Below are 20436 nucleotides of genomic sequence, written 5' to 3'. Positions count from 1 at the left end.
ACACTTAACCCTTCAAAAATCTCAGCTTGTTTTAGATTTTATTGCAAATGAATACACAACGTGAACAATTGATATATACATGGCTTACATCTGTTCTTGAAAATGATCAATTTAAGATCGCTTTTTTAGCAGGTGATGCAAGCTTCCGCCGTTATGCGCGTATCGAGTTACAAAATAAAACGTATATGCTCATGGATGCCCCTCCAGAAAAAGAAGACTGTGTTCCGTTTGTGACCATTGACGAGTTTTTTGCGAGCCATGGCGTACGTGTGCCTCAGATCGTCGCGAAAGATCTGGCTCAAGGTTTTCTATTATTAGAAGACTTTGGTGATGTGCTTTTATCGACATTATTAACTAATGAATCTGTTGATAAATACTACGAACAAAGTTTTAAACAACTTATTCAATTGCAGTCTATTGACGGGACTAAACAGTTCCCAGTTTATTCTTACGAAAAATTAATGTCGGAGATGCAGCTACTTACAGACTGGATGTTGCCGTCACTTTCTATCCAGCCGACTGCTGAACAGAAAAAAACGATTGATAATGCATTTGACTTCTTGGCTCGTGCTGCATTAGCTCAACCGCAAGTTATTGTACATCGAGATTTTCATAGTCGAAATTTGATGAAAATTACCAATGAGCAAGAGTTGGGGGTAATCGACTTTCAAGATGCTGTTATTGGTGCGGATACATATGACTTAATTTCGATTACGCGTGATGCCTATGTTCAATGGAATGCTGAGCGTGTTTATCAATGGTTCAAAGTTTTTTATGACCTATTGCCAGAGTCAAGCAAGGAAAACCGTACTTTTGATCAATTTAAGCGTGATGCGGATTTAATGGCTATTCAACGTCATATTAAAATTCTAGGCATTTTTGTTCGTTTGTTTGAGCGTGATGGTAAGTCAGGTTATTTGAAGGATTTACCACGTGTCATGTGGTATTTACTCGAAGAAAGCCGTGGTTATGCTGAACTTGAAGAGTTTATGGTATTTATGAATAACATCGTGATACCTAAATTTATCGAGAAATATGGTAGCTATGAGGTAGCAGCATAATGAAAGCAATGATTCTTGCTGCTGGCTTGGGCAATCGCATGCGTCCACTTACGCTATATACACCAAAGCCTTTGCTTGAGGTGGGCGGCAAGCCCCTTATTGTGTGGCATATTGAAAAACTTAAGAAAATTGGTGTGACTGAAATAGTCATCAATTCTGCATGGTTGGCAGATAAACTCATCAGTAGCTTAGGCGATGGCTCTCAATTTGGTGTGGATATCCGTTGGACGCGAGAGGAAGAAGGTCTGGAAACAGCGGGGGGAATTATTAATGCTTTGCCACTGCTTGGAACAGATCCTTTTATTCTGGTGAATGGAGATGTATGGACCACAATGGATTTTGAAGCTCTACGCCATATTAAGCTAAATGATGATTTGGCACATCTTGTGTTGGTTGATAATCCTAAACAGCATCCTGAAGGCGACTTTACATTATTGGATGGGCGCGCTTTTACATTCGATCAAGATGTGACGGGCGAAAACCTCACTTTTAGCGGTCTATCAGTTATTCATCCTAAACTTTTTGACGGATTGGAAGCGGGTAAGCGTCCTTTAGCTCCACTATTGAAGCAAGCGATGCACAGTCAAAAAATATCTGGTGAAAAGCTTAAAGGTGCATGGGTAGATGTGGGAACGCCTGAGCGTTTAATGGAGCTAGATTTGCAAATTCGTGAAGGCTTCTACGATTAAGTGTGTAATCCCTAATCGTTAACTAGTGTTCCACAATGCATAAATGGGTATACTTTGTTTTAAATTTTACTTAGATGTTATCTGTTTATGCATCCGTTTTTTCAAGAGTTACAACAGGGTAGTCAAAAATTAGGTTTATCGCTTAGCGATGAAGCTTTGACATTATTGTTGAAGTATCAAGATGCTTTGGTACTTTGGAACAAAGCTTATAATCTAACAGCGATTCGTGATCCGAAAGAAATGTTAGTGAAGCATTTGTTAGATAGCCTAAGTATTTTGAAAGATTTGCCAACAGGCCGTTTGCTCGATGTAGGTACAGGTGGCGGTATGCCGGGCATGATCATTGCTTTGTGTCAGCCGGAACGCTCTTGTGTATTGCTTGATTCAAATGGTAAGAAAATTCGTTTTTTGAAACAGTTTATTGCTGACCTTAAGCTTAAAAACGTAGTAGCAGTGCAAACACGCGTTGAAAATCAAGATACAATTGATGAGCTTGGTCAGTTTGATGTCATAACAAGTCGTGCTTTTGCTTCTTTAACGGATTTTGTAGATGCAGCTCAGCCATACTTGCATCAGAGCAGTATCATTGCAGCAATGAAAGGAGTTGTGCCAGTTGAGGAAATTGAGCAACTTAAACAGGACTTTTCATGTAAAGTGATTGAGCTGAATGTACCAAGACTTGATGAACAACGTCATTTACTTTTACTTCAACGTATTTAAATAAAAAGTATTAGGGTTACCATGGCTCAAATTATTGCGATTGCAAACCAAAAGGGTGGTGTTGGTAAAACAACGACTGCAGTAAATCTTGCAGCGTCTCTAGCTGTATTAAAGAAACGTGTATTACTTGTAGATATGGATTCACAAGGTAATGCTACGATGGGGTCCGGAATTCAAAAGAATGATCTTTTGTATTCCATTACGGATGTTCTACTTGGCGAAGTACCAATTGAAACAGCTATTCAAAAAGCAGAAGTCGGATATAAAGTTTTAGGTTCTAATCGTGAACTTTCCGGTGTTGAGCTTGCTATTGCAGAGCAAGAAGGGCGTGAGTTTATTCTAAAAAATGCTCTGAATGAAATCCGAAACTCATTTGATTTTATCATTGTGGATTGTGCGCCAAGCTTGAGCTTGATTACAGTTAATGCTTTGGCCGCCGTAGATAGTGTAATCATTCCAATGCAATGCGAATATTATGCGCTAGAAGGTTTAGCTGATTTAACCCAGACTATTGACCGTATTCAAAAGGCATTAAATCCTGATTTAGAAATTATTGGTGTATTACGTACAATGTACGATGCACGAAATGCTTTAACACGTGATGTATCTGCTGAGTTAGAACAGTATTTCGGAAAAAAACTTTATGATACTGTCGTTCCACGTAATGTTCGCTTAGCGGAAGCGCCGGCGCATGGTTTGCCTGTTATCTATTTTGAGAAAAGTTCTAAAGGTGCAGTTGCATACTTAAATCTTGCAGCTGAGATGTTAAAGAAAAGTAAAGTGAAGAAAGGAAGTAAAGTATGAGCATCAAAAAACGCGGATTGGCTAAAGGACGTGGTTTAGATGCATTACTTGGTTCAATTCAAAAAGAAAAATTACAACTTGAAGCTCAGGCACTTGATCACGGACAGTTGAAACAAATTGATGTAAATTTATTAAAACGTGGTGAATATCAACCACGTCGCTTTATTCATGAACATGATTTGCAAGAGTTAGCATCTTCTATTGAAAAACATGGAGTGATGCAACCTATTGTCATTCGTCCAGTAGATGATGAAGCACGTCCGTATGAAATCATTGCTGGTGAGCGTCGTTGGCGTGCTGCACAACTTGCAGGCTTAACTGAAATTCCTGCAATTGTTCGCGATTTAAATGACCAAGTCGCGATTGCTTTAGCGCTCATTGAAAACATTCAACGCCAAGATTTAAACCCGATTGATCAAGCAATAGCCTTACAGCGTTTTCATGATGAATTCGGCCTAAGTCATCAAGAAATTGCTGAAACGGTAGGAAAAGCCCGTACTACAGTCAGTAATTTACTGCGTTTATTGAGTCTGGCTGATGAAATTAAAGATTTTATGCAGCAAGGTCTACTTGATATGGGGCATGCTCGAGCTATCTTGACGTTAAAAGGTAAAGATCAATTAGATATTGCTAAAATTGTAATTGAAAAAGGATTATCTGTTCGTCAAACAGAGCAATTGGTGCGTGATAGAAGTGAACCCAAACAGGAGAGGGAGAAAGCGCCTGTTGCACCAGATATTGAACAATTGACACAAAAACTATCAGAACGTTTTGGCGCTAATGTAAAAATTGATCATAATCAAAAAGGTAAGGGTAAGCTGGTTATTCATTACCATACCTTAGACGAGTTAGATGGCATTTTAAATATTTGTTTGCCTGATTAATTTGCATTTGGGTCATATATTTCTAATTTTATATTCTTGGGGAAGAAGATATGTGGGAACTTGTGAAAGCGGGTGGTTGGTTGATGCTGCCTTTAATTCTATGCTCGATTTTAACTGTTGCGATCAGTATTGAGCGTTTTGTTCGGTTAAGACGTTCACAAGTTCTACCCAAAGCATTAATTGATGATAGTTCTTTAAGAACTGACGATATTATGGAAAATTTGGAACAAAATGTAGAAGTGCAAAACAGCGCATTAGCTCACATTTTAAAAGCCGGTTTTGATCATCGAGAGCATGGTGAGCAATTTGCTCGTGCGCAAATGGAAGTAGCAGCTTCTCAAGAAATTTCTTATTTAGAAAAAAACATTAACTTCTTAGGAACTCTGAGTGCAGTGGCACCTTTACTCGGGTTGCTGGGTACGGTGGTTGGGATTATTGAATCATTCCTTGTGATTGATTTTGGATCGGCTGGTAGTCCAAGTTTAATGATTCCGGGTATTTCTAAAGCGCTTATTACCACAGCCGTGGGAATGTTAATTGCGATTCCAGCTTTAATCGCGTATCGCTATTTCCAAAGAGTAGTGCAGGATTATATTGCTGAGTTAGAACAGCAATCGACTTTATTTCATGCCTCATTGTTCTATAAACGTTCATCGTCTATAGCAGAACACCGTCGTGTTGGGTAATGGGTAAAGAACCACATGAAATTTAAACGTTCTCAGGTCGAAGACATTCATATCAATTTAACGCCCATGATTGATTGTTTGCTGTTCATTTTAGTTTTTTTATTATTGTCGACTACTTTTAATCAGCCAAGTCGTATCAATTTAACGTTACCAGATGCACAAGGTGTTCCACCAAAACAGTACGATCACAAAATTGAAGTCGTGGTAGACTCTGGTGGTCATTATGCTGTAAATGGTCAGGCACTTTCGTCTAAAGAGGTTGCTGATCTGAGTACTGCAATTAAGCAAGTTGCTCAAGAGCGCCGTGATTTTATGTTCATCATTGCTGCGGATGCCAAAGCGTCTCATCAGGATGTAATCCGCGTTATGGATGTTGCAGGACAACTCGGTTTTGTTAACATCAATATTAGTACCAAAGTTCCTTCTAGAGGTTTTTCTGAGTGAATCAAGATTTTAAGGTTTATTTGCGTCTCATAGCCTATTTAAAACCTTATTGGGGCGTGGCCTTATTAGTTCTTATCGGGTTCGGTATTAACTCAGCAACAGAAGTTTCCGTTGCTAAATTGATTAAGTTTATTATTGATGCAATCCAAAATAGCAGTAGAGCAGATTTGGATTGGTTCCCCATATTAATCATTTTATTGGTTTTTTTTCGTGGATTAGGCCTGTTTATGGGCGGATACTATACTGCGGTGATTTCACGTAGTCTGGTTTTTAGTATTCGACAAGAAGTTTATGCCAAGCTTTTAAGATTACCTGCACAATATTACTTAGATAATTCATCTGGTCATATTACTGCCAAGATTATGTATAACGTTGAGCAGCTAACAGCAGCTTCTTCGGAGTCATTAAGAACCATTGTTAGGGATGGGATGATTACTCTAGGGCTGTTGGGTTATCTCTTTTATACCAATTGGCGCCTTACTCTATGTATTTTTGTATTCTTACCAGTAATTGGTATATTGGTACGTAAAGCTTCAAAACGTATGCGAAAGCTTTCGTTACAGGTTCAAGATACGATGGGTGATGTGAATCACGTTGTCCAAGAAAGTATTAATGGTAATGCGGTAGTAAAAAGTTTTGCCGGTGAAGAGTCTGAACAAGCACGATTCTATAAGTCATCGGAAGAAAACTTAAAACGCGGTCTAAAAATGGTGATTGTACAAAACCTGAATAGCCCAGTGGTTCAGGTGGTGATGGCTTGTGCTATGGCCCTTATTGTATGGTTAGCTTTACGACCACAGATTTTAGGTAATACAAGTGCTGGTGAATTTGTGGCTTATATTACAGCTGCTGGTTTATTAGCAAAACCTGTTAAAAACCTGACTGATGTTAATGAAAAGTTACAGCGTGGTTTAGCGGCAGCTTACTCTGTTTTTGAGTTGTTGGATTTGCCTGAAGAGCAAAATAACGGACAATTAAAACCTAAACTAAATGGTGCAATTCGTTTTGATCATGTGGCATTAAATTATGCCGATGGCGTACAAGCGATTAAAGACTTCTCTTTAGATATTCTTCCGGGTCAAACTGTAGCATTGGTTGGACGTTCAGGCGCTGGTAAAAGCTCATTGGTTAACATGTTGGTACGTTTTCAAGAGGTATCAAGTGGGCAAATTTATTTAGATGATTTACCAATCAATGACATTGATCTTTCTTCTCTGCGTACACAAATCGCAATGGTAAATCAGCAAGTTGTATTATTTAACCGGACTGTTCGTGAAAATATTGCTTATGGTCAGTTGCAGGGTGCCTCAGATGAGGAAATCCATGCTGCTGCAAAAGCTGCATATGCACATGACTTCATTATGAATTTACCAAATGGTTATGATACTGTTTTAGGGGCTCAAGGCCTAAATTTATCAGGTGGTCAACGTCAGCGCATTGCTATTGCTCGAGCAATTTTAAAGAATGCTCCGATTCTAATTTTAGATGAAGCTACAAGTGCTCTTGATAATGAATCTGAACATTTTATTCAGCAAGCATTTGATGAAGCGATGCAAGACCGTACAACGATCGTTATTGCTCACCGTTTATCAACAATTGAAAATGCTGATCGTATTGTAGTGATGGATCAAGGGCAAATTGTTGAACAAGGTACTCACCAAGAACTCCTCGCAAAACATGGTGCTTATTATCAATTACACCAACGTAATTTCGAGGATAACTAAGCATGTCATTAGCCCAGCTGATCCAGAATGCATGGAATAAGCAATCGAGTTGGTTAGTTGCTTTACGTCCATTGTCTTGTTTGTATCGTGCTGGGTTTCTACTCAATCGTAATCTTTATTATTCAGGTTTTAAGCAAGTTTATAAAGCACCTGTGCCTGTGATGGTTATTGGTAATATTACGGTTGGTGGAAGTGGGAAAACTCCATTATTAATAGAACTGGTGAATTATCTACAGCAGCATAATGTAAAAGTAGGGGTAATTAGTCGGGGATATGGGGGTAATGGTCCTTTTCCAATGCTAGTTACCTCGGGTGCCCAAGTAGCTCAAGCTGGGGATGAGCCAGCATTAATTGTTCAGGCTACAAGTGTACCAATGGCAGTAGGTCCTAATAGGCAGGCCGCAATAGAGTTATTGCTTGAGTCATCAGAGATAGATTTGATTATTAGTGATGATGGGTTGCAGCATTGGGCATTAGGTCGACAGATCGAGTGGATTGTACTGGATCAAAATCGTGGTTTAGGGAATAAAAAACTATTACCTGAAGGCTATCTGCGCGAGCCTGTGGAGCGTTTAGAAACAGGAACAGTGATTGAGCATGCTCATAAACCTGCTACAGAATTAAACATGCATCTCGAGACAGGACAGCCATATTTACTTAACCCTTTATCTAATTCTAAACCAAGCTTTAATCTTGAGAATAATTATCATGCTGTAGTTGGTATTGGCTTTCCTCAACGATTTTATCAAACCCTTAAAGATCTAGGGTTGAAGCAATTTCAAGAACACGCATTTCGCGATCATCATGATTACACAATTAATGATTTAATTTTTAATGACGAGCTGCCACTTATTACAACTGAGAAAGATGCAGTTAAACTATTACCATTACTTGAAAAACATCCTGAATTTAAACAGTCTATTTGGGTAGTTCCTGTTAAAGCCGTCCTGTCTACACAGTGTTATGAGGTTTTAAAACAGCAATTGCAAGAACTTGATATTCAATTATCTTAGGTAGAAAAAATGAAACACATCGTCATTCCAGCGCGCTTCTCAAGCTCGCGTTTGCCAGGTAAACCATTGTTGCTTATTCATAACCGTCCTATGATTTTGCGTGTAGTGGATCAGGCAAAAAAAGTCGAAGGTTTTGATGATCTGTGTGTGGCAACAGATGATGAACGTATTGCTGAGATTTGTCGTGCAGATGGAATAGATGTGGTTCTTACTAGCGCTGATCATCCTTCAGGTACAGACCGTTTAAGTGAGGTGGCTCGTATTAAGGGCTGGGATGCAGATGATATTATTGTAAATGTTCAAGGAGATGAGCCTTTATTACCAGCTCAACTTGTTCAGCAAGTTGCAAAACTTTTGGTTGATAAACCGAATTGTTCAATGTCTACGTTGTGTGAGCCGATTCATACCTTAGATGAGTTCCAGCGTGACAGTATTGTAAAAGTAGTCATGTCAAAACAAAATGAAGCTTTATATTTTAGTCGGGCTACCATTCCTTATGATCGAGATGGGGCTAAGCATGATGAACAGAATTTACATTCACAAGCATTTCGCCATTTAGGTTTATATGCTTATCGAGTCAACTTATTACAAGAATATGTAACATGGGATATGGGTAAGCTTGAAAGGCTTGAGAGTCTTGAACAATTACGTGTTTTAGAAAATGGTCATCGAATTGCAATTGCTGTAGCCGAAGCAAATTTACCACCCGGTGTGGACACACAAGCTGATCTTGATCGGTTAAATAATATGCCTGTTGAATCTTTTGAATAAGCGTTAATTTTTAATGAATCCGAATGTAACTTCAAAGGTTTATCCTTGGCAGCAAACAACATGGGAAACCTTGACAACAAGGTTTCCCAATATTGGTCATGGTCTTTTATTTTACGGCAAGCAAGGTTGCGGAAAACATGCTTTTGCTAAACATTTTTTAGCATGGGTACTTTGTTTAAATAAGCAGTTGCAAGGCCCTTGCGGAGAATGTAGCAGTTGCCAATGGTTAAAATCAGACACTCATCCCAATTATGTTCATATCACAACGGATGAAGAAAATAAAAAGCAGAATGCAAAAATTAAAATAGAAAAGATACGTGACTTACTACCTTTCGTACAACAAACGGGAGAAGGTTGGCGCGTTATTGTGATTGAACCTGCTGAGGCGCTTAATTTGGCATCTTCAAATGCTTTACTAAAGACTTTAGAAGAGCCGGGTGAACGAGTTGTTTTAATTTTGCTGGCTGATCACTACCTTAAATTACCAGCTACTATTCGCAGCCGACTACAACATTTTGCTTTGGATCGTATCTCCTACGAGCAAGCTACTTCATATTTGAATGAACATTTATCTGAAATTGCCGAAGTGCAACCTGATTTACTGCTTGGCTTATCCAATGATATGCCTTTACAAGCCATAGAAATTGCAAAAAGTGATTGGTTTGCTAAACGACAAACTTTCTTAAATGATTGGCTTAAAATTGTAGCGCAAAAAAATATGCCTTTATTTTTCTCAGGCAAATGGCAAAAAGAGTTAAGTTTTAATGATTTTATGATGCTTTTTGAATACTTGTTGGGAGATTTAATTTGTGTCAAGCTAAATCAACCACAGAAAAATACGGATTTAGATTTTGATCAGTTAAGTCCATATTATGATTTAGAAAGCTTATTTAATATTTATAGTGAACTACAACAAGCAAAAAAGCTTGTTGAGCAAAATGTACAAAGTCAACTTATTATAGATCAATTGTTTATAACGTTAATGAATATTTAAGGGGAAGATTATGCAGCCGCAAATGGGGGGGATTATTCAGGTAAATATTCCTGATAAAGCTACTTTGCAAGCAAGCTATATGGGTTATGTGCAAGGTGGAGGTCTGTTCGTACCATCAAAACAAAAGGTAAAGATGGGGCAAGAAATTTTCATTTTAGCGACTTTGCCTGAGCAGTCTCAAAAAATTCCTTTAACAGGCAGAGTAATCTGGATATCCCATAAGCAAAGTGGATTTAAACCTCAAGGTTTTGCTATTCAGTTAAGTGGAGATAAGGGAATTTACTATAAAAACGAGGCAGAACGAGTTTTGGCTGGTAGTATGTCTTTAGACCGTCCAAGTTATACGATGTAATTAAATAGGAAAGAAAAGTGTTTGTTGATACGCATTGCCATTTAACGATGTTAGATTTAACGCCTTATAACGGTGATCTGGACCTTGCGCTTGCAGCAGCGCGAGCAGAAGGCGTGTCTAAGTTTATGGCAATTTCCGTTGATCTCGATGACCATATTGCACTATCTGAGATTGCAAAGAAATATGCAGATGTTGGTTATACGGTAGGTGTACACCCTTGTGAGGATGTGGGCACAATGGCACGTGCAACAACTGAGTATTTGGTTGAATTGGCTCAATCAGAAAAAGTATGGGCTTTAGGTGAAACTGGACTGGACTATTATCACAGTACTGATTTTATTGAAGAGCAAAAAGCATGTTTTGCAAGACATATCCAAGCTTCAAAAATTGTAAAAAAACCAGTTGTCGTTCATACCCGATCAGCAAAGCATGATACGGTAGATATTATTCGTGCTGAACACTCAACACATGGGATTCTGCATTGTTTTACTGAAGATTGGGAAACTGCTAAAGCTGTGCTTGATTGTGGCTATTACATTTCTTTTTCAGGTATTGTGTCATTTAAAAATGCACAAGATTTGCGGGATGTAGCTAAGCAAGTGCCACTAGATCGTCTTTTAATTGAAACAGATAGTCCATATTTAGCACCGGTTCCATATCGCGGTAAAACAAATGAACCAAAATATGTGCCTTATGTAGCCAAAGCGCTCAGTGATGTATATGATAAATCGGTTGAGGAAATTGCAATGATCACCTCACAAAATTTTGAGAACTTGCTAAAAGCGATTTAGGTTATAGAAACTATATAAGAGAGTAATTGCGTGAAGATGGATCGTCAGGCTCAGTTCCGAGCAAGAGAAGTATTAATATTTCAGGTTGCGGAACAATTATTGCTAGAAAATGGCGAAGCCGGCATGACACTTGATGTCTTGGCTGCTGAGCTTGATTTAGCAAAAGGAACTTTGTACAAACACTTTCAAAGTAAAGATGAGTTGTACATGCTGTTGATTATTCGTAATGAGCGTATGTTACTTGAAATGGTTCAAGATACTGAAAAGGCCTTTCCAGAACATTTGGCCTTTTTTATGTTGCATCATTTACATCATCCTGAACGAACAGTTTTATTTCATCAAATTGAAGAAAAATTGTCGATTACTGCTCAAGGTGTACATCATCTTTTCCACGAACTTTATCAGGTGCGTAAACAGAGATTGCGAATTATCATTCGCATGACAGACCACTATTTAGAATCTATTCAAAGCAATATGCCTACACGAGATTATCTTGCTTCTATTTGGTCATTAACTCATGGCGCGGCAGCTATTCTCAATTCAAGTTTTTATCAACGATATTTAGGTTCAAGAGACACTTTAAGAGTGGCTTATATTGATCAGGCATTAGCCTTACCTAAACAAGCTGTTGAGCAATATGCTTAGGTCGATATGAAGTCTCAATCACCACTTAAATCCCAAAAAGGTTTTACTCTCATAGAAGTAATGGTGGTGATTGTTATTATGACGATTATGACCTCTCTAGTTGTACTCAATATAGGTGGAGTTGACCAAAAGAAAGCAATGCAAGCAAGAGAATTATTTTTGCTTGATATGCATAAAATTGGTAAAGAATCGCTTGATCAGTCTCGTGTTCTAGCTCTATCTACTCTTAGTGAAACCGATGTTTCACCTTTTTCTTATGAATTGTATGAGTATCACGACCAGAGTAAATTACAGGTCCAAGATTTAAAAAATCGCTGGCAGAAATATTCAGAATTTACTACGCGGCAATTACCTAAACATGTATCGTTTACGGTACAACCTTTAGATGAGCAGAACTATTCAAAAGCTACAAATATGGATTTAATTGGAGGACAAACTCCTCAGCTAATCTGGTTTGGCAATGGTGAAGCTAAAACGGTGAAAATACAGTTTTACTTTGAACAAAAACCAATTGGTTCAGAAATACAAATTGATCATTTGGGTAAAATAAATGAAATCTAAAGGTTTTACTCTATTAGAAGTAATGGTTGCTTTAGCAATTTTTGCAGTGGCGGCTGTCGCGCTAACTAAAGTAGCCATGCAGTACACTCAATCTACCTCAAATGCAATTCTTAGAACAAAAGCTCAATTTGTAGCAATGAATGAAGTTGCTTTAATGGAGATAAATCAGGAGTGGCTTGAAGGTACGCAAAGCAAGCAGGTTACTTCCCAAGGTGAAACTTGGCAGATTGATAAATCTGCACAATCCACAATTAGCCCGAATGTTCAGAAAGTAGATTTGCAAATTAGTTTATATGATTCTGATAAAGGGAAAATTCAAAATGGTATTACTCACTTAGTATTTTTTAATTATCCAATGAAAGCAAAATAATGATAAACAATAAATACAGCTTCCGAAGAGAAACTTCAAGTCTTGCAGCACGATCGAGCAGTGCTCGATTAATTCGTGCCTCAGGATTTACTTTAGTTGAGCTTTTAGTTGCAATTGCAATTTTTGCCATTTTATCTTTGTTGGGGTGGAAGGTTTTTGATTATTTATTAAAGGTCCGAGATCGTAATGCTCAACATGAAGTAAAGTTATTTGAATTACAAGATGCTTATCAGCAAGTTTTACGGGATTCATTGCAAATTATACCGTTATCGGCTAATCAAGGCGGACAGTTACATCCAGCTCTAGAGCTTGATAACCAAGTTCTTCGCTTTAGTAAAGCTGGTGTTACTGATCCCTTAAAGCAAGGATTATCACCTTTTGAGCGTATTGAATATCGATATGATCCTGATCAAAAAAAGCTTTATCGTCTTAAATATAGTAATTTAAATACTTCAAACAGAGAGCAGCCTTTATCAAGTACGCTGTTGAGCCAAGTAGAACAATTTGAAGTTATAGTGTTGACACCGCAGGAAGTGACAAGATGGCCAGAGATTAATCTTGATCCCACAAAACCTGAAGAGTTTAGAAAGTTACCGAAAGGAATAAAAATACAACTCACCGTTGCAGGAGTAAGTTATGAGTGGATTTATAGCTTAAATCAAGGGAATTTATCTCTCTCCAAAGAAGGAGGGGTATAATGGTACGCTATAAAAAGAGTCAGCGAGGCGTAGCGTTACTCACAATTTTGATTATGGTTGCATTGGCTACAATTTTGGCTGCCTCTATCGCAAAGCATCAAACAAATACGATGGAAAATACGGGTTATTTGATACGTCAAAATCAGTCATTACTCTATGCAAAAAGTGCAGAAGCTTTTTTTTCTGAATTATTAATTCAAGATACTAATAATGCTGGGGGTATCGATCATTTAAAGGAAAGCTGGGCCCAGCCGATGCCACCTTTTCCAATAGAAAATGGAGTTGTATCGGGGCGCTTACTAGATGAGTCAGGAAAATTTAATCTAAACAATTTAACGACCAATGAAGGCAAGGTAAACGAAGCTGCTAAAAATTGGTTTGAGCGATTGCTTGTGCGTGTAGGATTGCCAGCAGAGTTAAGTCAAGCAGTTATTGATTGGCAAGATCCAGATGAAGAACCAAGCGGTCCTATGGGGGCAGAAAGTAATTATTATGAAGGCCTTGATCCTGGCTATTTAGCTTCAAATGCAAAATTCCATCGTATTGAAGAGCTGAAACTGGTCAGGGGTTTTGAAGGCAAGAAATATGATTTAATCGCACCGTACATTTCTGCATTGCCTGAAAATACAAAAGTGAATATTAATACCGCATCACCATTGGTATTAGCGAGTATAGATCAAAAATTAGATTTAGGAGCTATAGAAAAAGAACTTCAATTACGCCAACAAAATTTAAAATTCTTTCAAAATATTGATGAATTATGGCAATTGGCTGCTTTTTCGGCAGTTGATGTGCAGAATAAAACTGAAGTTAATAGCCTTTTAGATGTGAAGTCGAACTTTTTTCAGGCACAAATCGAGGTTGTGTTGAATAATAGAAAAAGACAGTTTACAAGTGCCTTAATGCGCAGTGATAAGCAGGTTTATGTATATTCTAGAAATATAGCACCGTTTAACTAATTGAAAATTTATGATTTATTTGCTTTGGATGTTTTTTGAAGTTTGTAATTATAAATTTTTCTCAAGTTAAGCGTTAAAGTAAGTACAAACTTTCTATATGTTTATATTCAATGTTTCTTCACAAGTCTTATCATACTTTTTGCTAATTGTTTCTAATTGAAAAGTGGTGCGAAATTTTCGTCTTTTGCTTTATAATAATGTTCTTAGAAGGAATGATCGATTTGGCACATGTTAATTCGTAAGTTATTTAAGTTTGAAAATGCACATGTTGTACGTAACTGTACATCGGATCGTTGTAAGCGATCAATTCATGGACATAGCTATAAAGTTGAGTTATTGCTTAAAGCTTCGAAATTAGATCATGGGCAAATGGTTTATGATTTTGGACTCCTAAAGGGAGTAATAAAAGATCTTTTCGACAGTTTTGATCATGCAATCTGCTTTTGGGAAAAAGATGATTCTCAATATATTGATGCTTGTCAGACTTTTAGTGCCCGTTGGATTTCTTTGCCCGTTTCACCGTCAGCTGAACAGTTTTCACGTATCTTCTTTTATCTAGCTCAGCAAGTTTTGCAATCAACAGTCACTCAAAATGGGGAAGGTGATGTTGAGGTTTATTCGGTCATTGTTCATGAGACTGATACTGGATATGCTCAAAGCTTTATTGAAGATATTCAAAACGAACAAATGGGCATTTTAAGTCTTGATGGAATTGTTTTTTCAGAACAAATTCAGATAGAGTGGGCAAATCCACAAATGTATGAAGACTTGAAAAAAGGGGTTAAATTTAATAATCCTCAAGTTGATTTACAAGTCGAAGTATAAATCGAATTACTTACAGTATTTGTAGAATTGAAAATTGATCTAGGATGACATTAATGCAATTAACTGAGCAACAGCAAGATAAACTCAGTAAAGTTCAATTAGAAGAAAGTTGGAAAAGATCTTTAGTACCTTTTCTATTAAGTTCTCAAATGGATAGCTTGCGCGATTTCTTATTTCAGCAGAAACAAGCTCAAAAAATAATATATCCGCCGAGTAAGCAGATTTTTAATGCTTTAAATACTACACCATTGGCTGATGTGAAAGTTGTGATTTTAGGACAAGATCCGTATCACGGACCAAACCAGGCCAATGGTTTAAGTTTCTCTGTTCAAAAAGGTATTGCATTACCACCATCTTTGCGCAATATTTTTCATGAATTACATACAGATTTGGGTATTCCTGCTCCTCGCCATGGTGATTTAACAAAATGGGCGAAACAAGGTGTGCTTTTACTTAACAGTGTGCTTACAGTTGAAGCTGGTCAGCCGACTTCACATCAAAAGCAGGGTTGGGAAGCCTTTACTGATGAAGTCATTGATGTTCTAAATGAACAAAGACAGCATATAGTATTTATTTTGTGGGGTGCTTATGCACAGCGCAAAGGACAACGTATAAATAGAGATAAACACTTGGTTTTAACGGCCGCACATCCATCACCTCTTGCTGCAAATAGAGGAGGATTTTTTGGATGCAAAGTGTTTTCAAAAACAAATCAATATTTGAAACAACATGGCATTGAGCCCATAGACTGGCAATTGGACGCATGATGAACTCTCCCAATGTAAATAACTATCACCCGGACTTGGTGGTTGAAGAAGCAAAAAACGGCTGGCGTATAGTACGTTTGAATCGTCCTAAATCGTTACATGCTTTAGACGAATCAATCGTAACGGCATTATTGCGTGTATTTGAAGATTTCCGTGACGATGAACAGGTTAAAGCAATTTGGTTAGACTCAACGACACCAAAAGCTTTTTGTGCAGGTGGTGACGTTAGGAAATTACGTCAACTTGTTATTAATCAAGAAGTAGATACCGCAAATAAGTTCTTCCAACAGGAATATGCTTTAGATCTACTCTTACATAATTATGCTAAACCAGTTGTTGTTTGGGGTGAAGGCTATGTTATGGGGGGGGGGTTGGGCTTGTTTATGGCTGCACCATTCCGTTTAGTCACACCATATTCTCGTTTAGCAATGCCTGAAATTAATATTGGTTTATATCCAGATGTTGGGGCAAGCCGTTTCTTGGCGGATCGTGGTCCGATAGGTTTGTTTACTGGTTTAACTGGTTCAATCATGACTGCTGCCGGAGCATATAGTATTGGTTGGGCAACACATATTTGTGAAGCGCAACGTGATAATGTTTTGCAAAAAGTTTTAAATATTAATTGGGCTCATTATCCAGCAGGTGATTTTCGAGCAATTGATGATACTTTAAATAGCTTGCACCGTCCTGTTGCAGCAGGCCCATTGCAAAACTCACTTGATGTGATTCGTAGTGTTTGCCGCGGTTTCAATTTTGAGCAGGATTATCAAGCGATTGTTAGTTTGCGTGATGCGAGCAGTGATTGGTTGCGTCAAGCGAGTGAAAACTTGCAAAAAGGATCTCCTAGTACTGCGGCAATTACTTGGTTACTGTGGCAGTGGGGAAAACAAGTACACTCATGGGATGAAGTCTTTGATCTAGAGGCTCAGATTTCTGAGTGGAAAATACGTCATCCTGACTTTGTGGAAGGTGTTCGTGCACGCTTGGTGGATAAAGACTTATCACCAGAATGGAAGCAATGTGATGATCTAAGCTTAAGAGGTATATTGGCTGATTGTCCACCAGTCACTTCAATAGATAGTTGGAATGCCTTACTTAGACAACACGGTGTGATTACCTAAAAATAAATGACTGAATATAGCGATGAATACTGGATGCAGCTTGCTTACGAGCAAGCTGAATTAGCTGCCCAGCAGGGTGAGATCCCGGTTGGAGCGGTTCTGGTGAGTCAAAATCGAGTAATTGGGTCTGGTTATAATGCTCCAATTACTTTATTAGATCCAACTGCACATGCAGAAATTCAAGCTATCCGTGCAGCGTGTTCCTCTTTAGAAAATTATCGATTACCCGAAGATACAACTTTATATGTCACTCTTGAGCCATGTACTATGTGTGTAGGTGCGCTCGTACATGCAAGAATCAAACATGTAGTTTTTGGCACACCCGAACCTAAAGCAGGTTCCTTGGTGAGTACACGCCAGTTATTGCAGCAAGGTTATTATAATCATAGGTTTACATTTCAGAATGGTTGTCTGCAAGAAAAATGTGCTCAGCAACTTAGTCATTTTTTTAAACAAAGACGTGAGCAAAAGAGACAAGAGAAACAACAAAAAACGTCCTTAAATGATTAAAAATTAACATACGCTTATGGCAAACTAACGCGGTTTTAATGCCATGATTCTATTTAATAAGGACGATTCAATGCGTAATGTAATTACCGTAAAAAAAGAATTTAATGCCCCTCTTAGTGATGTATTTAACTTGCTCTCTAAGCATTCAACTTATAATACTGCTTTTGCACCTTTACAAGTTGTACGTGTTAAAGACTCTGAAGACGCTAAAAGACCTGATGGTTTAGGCTCGGTTCGACGTATGGGATTTGGTCCAATTAAGCCACTTAAAGAAGAAATTACATTGCTTGAAGAAAATAAAAGTATTGAATATAAATTAATAGATAATCCTTTGATTAAACACCATTTAGGTAGAATCGAGTTTTCTGAAATTACCCCATATATTACTTTAGTTACATACCGCATCGAGTTAACGGCAAAAGCGCCAGTGGTAAGTAAATTAATACTTGCACAGCTAAAACTAGCCATTACACTAGGCTTTTCGAGATTAGCTAAAGCAATTGCTTCTTAGTGAGAGTTAAATGACAGTTCAAATTATTACTATTGATGGTCCGAGTGGTTCGGGTAAAGGAACATTGGCCGCAAAACTTGCAGCACATTATCAATATCATTTACTCGATTCGGGTGCCTTATATCGGTTGTTAGGGTTGTCATTACATAAACACGATTTATTGGAGAAATTAGATAGTCAGCTTGATGAAAGTATTCAATATGCACGTCAACTGGACATTAAATTTGAAACTTCTGCCTCAGGAATTTTAGTTTTCTTGGATGGTGAAGATGTATCCCAAACAATTCGTACAGAACGAGTTGGTGAATACGCTTCAAAAGTTGCAGTGATTCCAGAACTTAGACAGGCATTATTCGAGAGACAAAGAGCTTTCGCGCAAGATCCTGGTTTAGTTGCCGATGGCCGTGATATGGCAACATCTATCTTTCCTGAAGCAAATGCTAAAATTTATCTGACAGCTTCGGCTGAGTCGCGTGCTGAGCGAAGAGTAAAACAGTTGCAGGGTATGGGGCTAGATGCTAAAATAAACGACATTTTAGCTAATATACAGGCGCGTGACAAAAGAGATATGGAGCGAGAAGTTGCTCCGCTCAAGCCAGCCAAAGATGCTTATATTATTGATAGTTCGGAATTAACGATCGATCAGGTATTTAAGTTAATGGTTGATTATGTCGATAGCCGTACTATTTAGTAAATAGAATTATCAGTTGAAGCATAGCTTGATCAGTCTATAAAGACTATGTTGATACTTAACTAAACCGGCCTTGTCTGATCCAAGACCGCTGAATTTATCAGGTATATCATGACCGAATCTTTTGCAGCCCTCTTTGAAGAAAGTGAATTAAACCTCAATGTTGAAAAGGGTGCAGTCATCCAAGGTGTTGTTGTAAACATCGATAGCGACTGGGTAACTGTTGACACTGGCCTAAAGTCTGAAGGCATTGTTGACCGTGCTGAATTTTTAAATGAACAACGTGAACTTGAAGTTCAGGTTGGCGATACTGTTGACGTAGTTGTTGAAGCTCTTGACAACGGTATGGGTCAAACAGTTTTATCACGTGAAAAAGCTAAGCGTGCTGAAACTTGGACTAAACTTGAAAAAATCTTTGAAGATGGCGAAATCGTTACTGGTGTTATCTCTGGTAAAGTTAAAGGCGGTTTCACTGTTGACATCGGTCCTGTTCGTGCATTCTTACCAGGTTCATTAGTTGACACTCGTCCTATCCGTGACACTACTCACCTTGAAGGTAAAGAGTTAGAGTTCAAAGTAATCAAACTTGATGCTAAACGTAATAACGTTGTTGTATCTCGTCGTGCTGTTATGGAAGCTGAATCTTCTGCTGACCGTGAAGCATTACTTGCTCAACTTGAAGAAGGTCAAACAGTTACAGGTACTATCAAAAACCTTACTGATTACGGTGCATTCGTTGATCTTGGCGGTATTGATGGTCTTCTACATATCACAGATATGGCTTGGAAGCGTATCAAGCACCCTTCAGAAGTTGTTGAAGTTGGTCAAGAAGTTACTGTTAAAGTACTTAAATTTGACCGTGAACGTAACCGCGTATCTTTAGGCCTTAAACAATTAGGCGAAGATCCATGGTTAGCGATCATGAGCCGTTACCCTAAAGGTTCTATCGTTAAAGCTCGCGTAACTAACTTAACTGACTACGGCTGTTTCGCTGAAATCGCTGAAGGCGTTGAAGGTTTAGTTCACGTTTCTGAAATGGACCACACTAACAAAAACATCCACCCATCTAAAGTTGTTCAGATTGGTGATGAAGTTGACGTTATGGTTCTTGAAGTTGATGAAGAACGTCGTCGTATCAGCCTTGGTATCAAACAAACTCGTGCTAACCCATGGGAAGAGTTTGCTAAAGCTCATGAGAAAGGCGAAAAAGTATCTGGTACTATCAAGTCTATCACTGACTTTGGTATCTTCATTGGCTTGAACGGCGGTATCGACGGTTTAGTACACTTGTCTGATATTTCTTGGAACGAGCAAGGTGAAGAAGCTATTCGTCGTTACAAGAAAGGTGACACTGTTGAAGCTGTTATCTTGTCTGTAGACGCTGAAGGTAACCGTATCAGCCTTGGTATCAAACAATTGAACAGCGATCCGTTCAATGACTTCTTAGCTGCTAACGAACGTGGTGCTTTAGTTAAAGGTACTGTAACTGCAGTTGATGCTCGTGGCGCAACTGTTAAGTTAGCTGACGAAGTTGAAGCAACTCTTAAAGCTTCTGAAATCAACCGTGACCGCGTAGAAGATGCGACTAAATTCTTAGAAGTTGGTCAAGAAGTTGAAGCGAAGATCATCAACGTTGATCGTAAATCTCGTTCTATCAACTTGTCTATCAAAGCGAAAGACGAAGCAGAAGAGAAAGAAGCAGTTGCTAGCTTGCGTACAGCAACAACAAGTCAAGACAATGGTCCTAAGACTATTGGTGACTTGATCAAAGCACAAATGAAGTAATAAGTTAACAAAGTACGGTTTCATGTAACGGAATTGTACTTTTTATACAAATTACTGTAA

At 38.2% G+C, this 20436-nt stretch carries 25 protein-coding genes; all 25 read left to right on the top strand.

Features of this window, described 5'->3' with window-relative positions; translation table 11 throughout:
- Positions 1-47: 47 nt before the first annotated feature.
- The 25 genes from HLV59_RS10355 (at position 48) to rpsA (ending at position 20376) form a co-directional block, all read left to right on the top strand.
- Entirely contained in the window at positions 48-1061 is a 1014-nt protein-coding gene (locus HLV59_RS10355) for an aminoglycoside phosphotransferase family protein (RefSeq protein WP_081174173.1), read from the top strand.
- Positions 1061-1750: an N-acetylmuramate alpha-1-phosphate uridylyltransferase MurU gene (murU, locus tag HLV59_RS10350; RefSeq protein WP_081174171.1), complete on the top strand. Its 690-nt coding sequence runs from the start codon at positions 1061-1063 to the stop codon at positions 1748-1750. Before HLV59_RS10355 ends, murU begins: the two co-directional genes overlap by 1 nt.
- Before the next feature lie 87 nt (positions 1751-1837).
- The gene (rsmG, locus tag HLV59_RS10345; RefSeq protein WP_016145088.1) at positions 1838-2470 is read left to right on the top strand and encodes a 16S rRNA (guanine(527)-N(7))-methyltransferase RsmG; all 633 of its coding nucleotides are present in this window, start codon (positions 1838-1840) and stop codon (positions 2468-2470) included.
- A gap of 21 nt (positions 2471-2491) precedes the next feature.
- Positions 2492-3274, top strand: a complete 783-nt coding sequence (locus HLV59_RS10340) for a ParA family protein (protein ID WP_002121458.1) — start codon at positions 2492-2494, stop codon at positions 3272-3274.
- Positions 3271-4158, top strand: a complete 888-nt coding sequence (locus HLV59_RS10335) for a ParB/RepB/Spo0J family partition protein (RefSeq protein ID WP_081174169.1) — start codon at positions 3271-3273, stop codon at positions 4156-4158. The genes HLV59_RS10340 and HLV59_RS10335 overlap by 4 nt, the downstream gene beginning before the upstream one ends.
- 50 nt (positions 4159-4208) lie before the next feature.
- Positions 4209-4844: a MotA/TolQ/ExbB proton channel family protein gene (locus tag HLV59_RS10330; RefSeq protein ID WP_016145090.1), complete on the top strand. Its 636-nt coding sequence runs from the start codon at positions 4209-4211 to the stop codon at positions 4842-4844.
- Between the two features lie 15 nt (positions 4845-4859).
- Positions 4860-5288, top strand: coding sequence for an ExbD/TolR family protein (locus HLV59_RS10325; protein ID WP_016145091.1), 429 nt, complete (start codon positions 4860-4862; stop codon positions 5286-5288).
- Positions 5285-7012 (top strand): lipid A export permease/ATP-binding protein MsbA, encoded by a 1728-nt coding sequence (gene msbA / locus HLV59_RS10320; protein ID WP_081174167.1) that lies wholly within the window; start codon positions 5285-5287, stop codon positions 7010-7012. The genes HLV59_RS10325 and msbA overlap by 4 nt, the downstream gene beginning before the upstream one ends.
- 2 nt (positions 7013-7014) lie before the next feature.
- Complete coding sequence (lpxK, locus tag HLV59_RS10315; protein WP_081174165.1) at positions 7015-8025, top strand: tetraacyldisaccharide 4'-kinase; 1011 nt, start codon at positions 7015-7017, stop codon at positions 8023-8025.
- A 9-nt stretch (positions 8026-8034) separates the two neighbouring features.
- Positions 8035-8796, top strand: a complete 762-nt coding sequence (kdsB, locus tag HLV59_RS10310) for a 3-deoxy-manno-octulosonate cytidylyltransferase (RefSeq protein WP_062848588.1) — start codon at positions 8035-8037, stop codon at positions 8794-8796.
- 13 nt (positions 8797-8809) lie between these two features.
- Positions 8810-9790: a DNA polymerase III subunit delta' gene (locus tag HLV59_RS10305; RefSeq protein ID WP_081174163.1), complete on the top strand. Its 981-nt coding sequence runs from the start codon at positions 8810-8812 to the stop codon at positions 9788-9790.
- Positions 9791-9800: 10 nt separating this feature from the next.
- Positions 9801-10142, top strand: coding sequence for a PilZ domain-containing protein (locus HLV59_RS10300; RefSeq protein WP_171429906.1), 342 nt, complete (start codon positions 9801-9803; stop codon positions 10140-10142).
- A 17-nt stretch (positions 10143-10159) separates the two neighbouring features.
- Positions 10160-10933 carry a TatD family hydrolase gene (locus tag HLV59_RS10295; RefSeq protein ID WP_171429905.1) on the top strand — a complete coding sequence of 258 codons (774 nt, stop codon included), beginning with the start codon at positions 10160-10162 and terminating at the stop codon, positions 10931-10933.
- A 36-nt stretch (positions 10934-10969) separates the two neighbouring features.
- Positions 10970-11578, top strand: a complete 609-nt coding sequence (locus HLV59_RS10290; RefSeq protein ID WP_014206595.1) for a TetR/AcrR family transcriptional regulator — start codon at positions 10970-10972, stop codon at positions 11576-11578.
- Positions 11579-11584: 6 nt separating this feature from the next.
- A complete protein-coding gene (locus HLV59_RS10285) occupies positions 11585-12139 on the top strand; it encodes a type II secretion system protein (protein ID WP_125699504.1) in 555 nt (184 codons plus the stop codon).
- Positions 12129-12509 (top strand): type II secretion system minor pseudopilin GspI, encoded by a 381-nt coding sequence (gspI, locus tag HLV59_RS10280; RefSeq protein ID WP_031948175.1) that lies wholly within the window; start codon positions 12129-12131, stop codon positions 12507-12509. The genes HLV59_RS10285 and gspI overlap by 11 nt, the downstream gene beginning before the upstream one ends.
- Positions 12509-13207: a type II secretion system minor pseudopilin GspJ gene (gene gspJ, locus HLV59_RS10275; protein ID WP_057106322.1), complete on the top strand. Its 699-nt coding sequence runs from the start codon at positions 12509-12511 to the stop codon at positions 13205-13207. The genes gspI and gspJ overlap by 1 nt, the downstream gene beginning before the upstream one ends.
- Positions 13207-14166 carry a type II secretion system minor pseudopilin GspK gene (gspK, locus tag HLV59_RS10270; protein ID WP_171429904.1) on the top strand — a complete coding sequence of 320 codons (960 nt, stop codon included), beginning with the start codon at positions 13207-13209 and terminating at the stop codon, positions 14164-14166. The genes gspJ and gspK overlap by 1 nt, the downstream gene beginning before the upstream one ends.
- Positions 14167-14394: 228 nt before the next feature.
- Positions 14395-14991, top strand: a complete 597-nt coding sequence (locus tag HLV59_RS10265) for a 6-pyruvoyl trahydropterin synthase family protein (RefSeq protein ID WP_016145101.1) — start codon at positions 14395-14397, stop codon at positions 14989-14991.
- Between the two features lie 53 nt (positions 14992-15044).
- Entirely contained in the window at positions 15045-15758 is a 714-nt protein-coding gene (gene ung / locus HLV59_RS10260) for a uracil-DNA glycosylase (protein WP_125699501.1), read from the top strand.
- Positions 15755-16879 (top strand): enoyl-CoA hydratase/isomerase family protein, encoded by a 1125-nt coding sequence (locus HLV59_RS10255; protein WP_079748353.1) that lies wholly within the window; start codon positions 15755-15757, stop codon positions 16877-16879. Before ung ends, HLV59_RS10255 begins: the two co-directional genes overlap by 4 nt.
- A gap of 6 nt (positions 16880-16885) precedes the next feature.
- A complete protein-coding gene (gene tadA, locus HLV59_RS10250; protein WP_171429903.1) occupies positions 16886-17389 on the top strand; it encodes a tRNA adenosine(34) deaminase TadA in 504 nt (167 codons plus the stop codon).
- 70 nt (positions 17390-17459) lie between these two features.
- The gene (locus tag HLV59_RS10245; RefSeq protein ID WP_061875521.1) at positions 17460-17900 is read left to right on the top strand and encodes an SRPBCC family protein; all 441 of its coding nucleotides are present in this window, start codon (positions 17460-17462) and stop codon (positions 17898-17900) included.
- A 10-nt stretch (positions 17901-17910) separates the two neighbouring features.
- Positions 17911-18591: a (d)CMP kinase gene (gene cmk, locus HLV59_RS10240; protein ID WP_171429902.1), complete on the top strand. Its 681-nt coding sequence runs from the start codon at positions 17911-17913 to the stop codon at positions 18589-18591.
- Positions 18592-18702: 111 nt separating this feature from the next.
- Positions 18703-20376 carry a 30S ribosomal protein S1 gene (gene rpsA, locus HLV59_RS10235; protein WP_002121348.1) on the top strand — a complete coding sequence of 558 codons (1674 nt, stop codon included), beginning with the start codon at positions 18703-18705 and terminating at the stop codon, positions 20374-20376.
- Positions 20377-20436: the final 60 nt, after the last annotated feature.

Source organism: Acinetobacter lactucae (genome assembly GCF_013122135.1).
Taxonomy (GTDB): Bacteria; Pseudomonadota; Gammaproteobacteria; order Pseudomonadales; family Moraxellaceae; genus Acinetobacter; species Acinetobacter lactucae.
This window is presented reverse-complemented; position numbering and strand designations above follow the sequence as displayed.

What these genes read in the sequence shown, in the direction of transcription:
- rpsA (WP_002121348.1), top strand. Translation starts at nt 18,703, where the DNA reads ATGACCGAATCTTTTGCAGCCCTCTTTGAAGAAAGTGAATTAAACCTC.
- gspI (WP_031948175.1), top strand. Translation starts at nt 12,129, where the DNA reads ATGAAATCTAAAGGTTTTACTCTATTAGAAGTAATGGTTGCTTTAGCA.
- HLV59_RS10290 (WP_014206595.1), top strand. Translation starts at nt 10,970, where the DNA reads ATGGATCGTCAGGCTCAGTTCCGAGCAAGAGAAGTATTAATATTTCAG.
- kdsB (WP_062848588.1), top strand. Translation starts at nt 8,035, where the DNA reads ATGAAACACATCGTCATTCCAGCGCGCTTCTCAAGCTCGCGTTTGCCA.
- gspJ (WP_057106322.1), top strand. Translation starts at nt 12,509, where the DNA reads ATGATAAACAATAAATACAGCTTCCGAAGAGAAACTTCAAGTCTTGCA.
- HLV59_RS10265 (WP_016145101.1), top strand. Translation starts at nt 14,395, where the DNA reads ATGTTAATTCGTAAGTTATTTAAGTTTGAAAATGCACATGTTGTACGT.
- gspK (WP_171429904.1), top strand. Translation starts at nt 13,207, where the DNA reads ATGGTACGCTATAAAAAGAGTCAGCGAGGCGTAGCGTTACTCACAATT.
- HLV59_RS10305 (WP_081174163.1), top strand. Translation starts at nt 8,810, where the DNA reads ATGAATCCGAATGTAACTTCAAAGGTTTATCCTTGGCAGCAAACAACA.
- HLV59_RS10245 (WP_061875521.1), top strand. Translation starts at nt 17,460, where the DNA reads ATGCGTAATGTAATTACCGTAAAAAAAGAATTTAATGCCCCTCTTAGT.
- HLV59_RS10325 (WP_016145091.1), top strand. Translation starts at nt 4,860, where the DNA reads ATGAAATTTAAACGTTCTCAGGTCGAAGACATTCATATCAATTTAACG.
- cmk (WP_171429902.1), top strand. Translation starts at nt 17,911, where the DNA reads ATGACAGTTCAAATTATTACTATTGATGGTCCGAGTGGTTCGGGTAAA.
- HLV59_RS10300 (WP_171429906.1), top strand. Translation starts at nt 9,801, where the DNA reads ATGCAGCCGCAAATGGGGGGGATTATTCAGGTAAATATTCCTGATAAA.
- HLV59_RS10355 (WP_081174173.1), top strand. Translation starts at nt 48, where the DNA reads ATGAATACACAACGTGAACAATTGATATATACATGGCTTACATCTGTT.
- tadA (WP_171429903.1), top strand. Translation starts at nt 16,886, where the DNA reads ATGACTGAATATAGCGATGAATACTGGATGCAGCTTGCTTACGAGCAA.
- lpxK (WP_081174165.1), top strand. Translation starts at nt 7,015, where the DNA reads ATGTCATTAGCCCAGCTGATCCAGAATGCATGGAATAAGCAATCGAGT.
- HLV59_RS10285 (WP_125699504.1), top strand. Translation starts at nt 11,585, where the DNA reads ATGAAGTCTCAATCACCACTTAAATCCCAAAAAGGTTTTACTCTCATA.
- murU (WP_081174171.1), top strand. Translation starts at nt 1,061, where the DNA reads ATGAAAGCAATGATTCTTGCTGCTGGCTTGGGCAATCGCATGCGTCCA.
- HLV59_RS10255 (WP_079748353.1), top strand. Translation starts at nt 15,755, where the DNA reads ATGATGAACTCTCCCAATGTAAATAACTATCACCCGGACTTGGTGGTT.
- rsmG (WP_016145088.1), top strand. Translation starts at nt 1,838, where the DNA reads ATGCATCCGTTTTTTCAAGAGTTACAACAGGGTAGTCAAAAATTAGGT.
- ung (WP_125699501.1), top strand. Translation starts at nt 15,045, where the DNA reads ATGCAATTAACTGAGCAACAGCAAGATAAACTCAGTAAAGTTCAATTA.
- HLV59_RS10335 (WP_081174169.1), top strand. Translation starts at nt 3,271, where the DNA reads ATGAGCATCAAAAAACGCGGATTGGCTAAAGGACGTGGTTTAGATGCA.
- HLV59_RS10330 (WP_016145090.1), top strand. Translation starts at nt 4,209, where the DNA reads ATGTGGGAACTTGTGAAAGCGGGTGGTTGGTTGATGCTGCCTTTAATT.
- HLV59_RS10340 (WP_002121458.1), top strand. Translation starts at nt 2,492, where the DNA reads ATGGCTCAAATTATTGCGATTGCAAACCAAAAGGGTGGTGTTGGTAAA.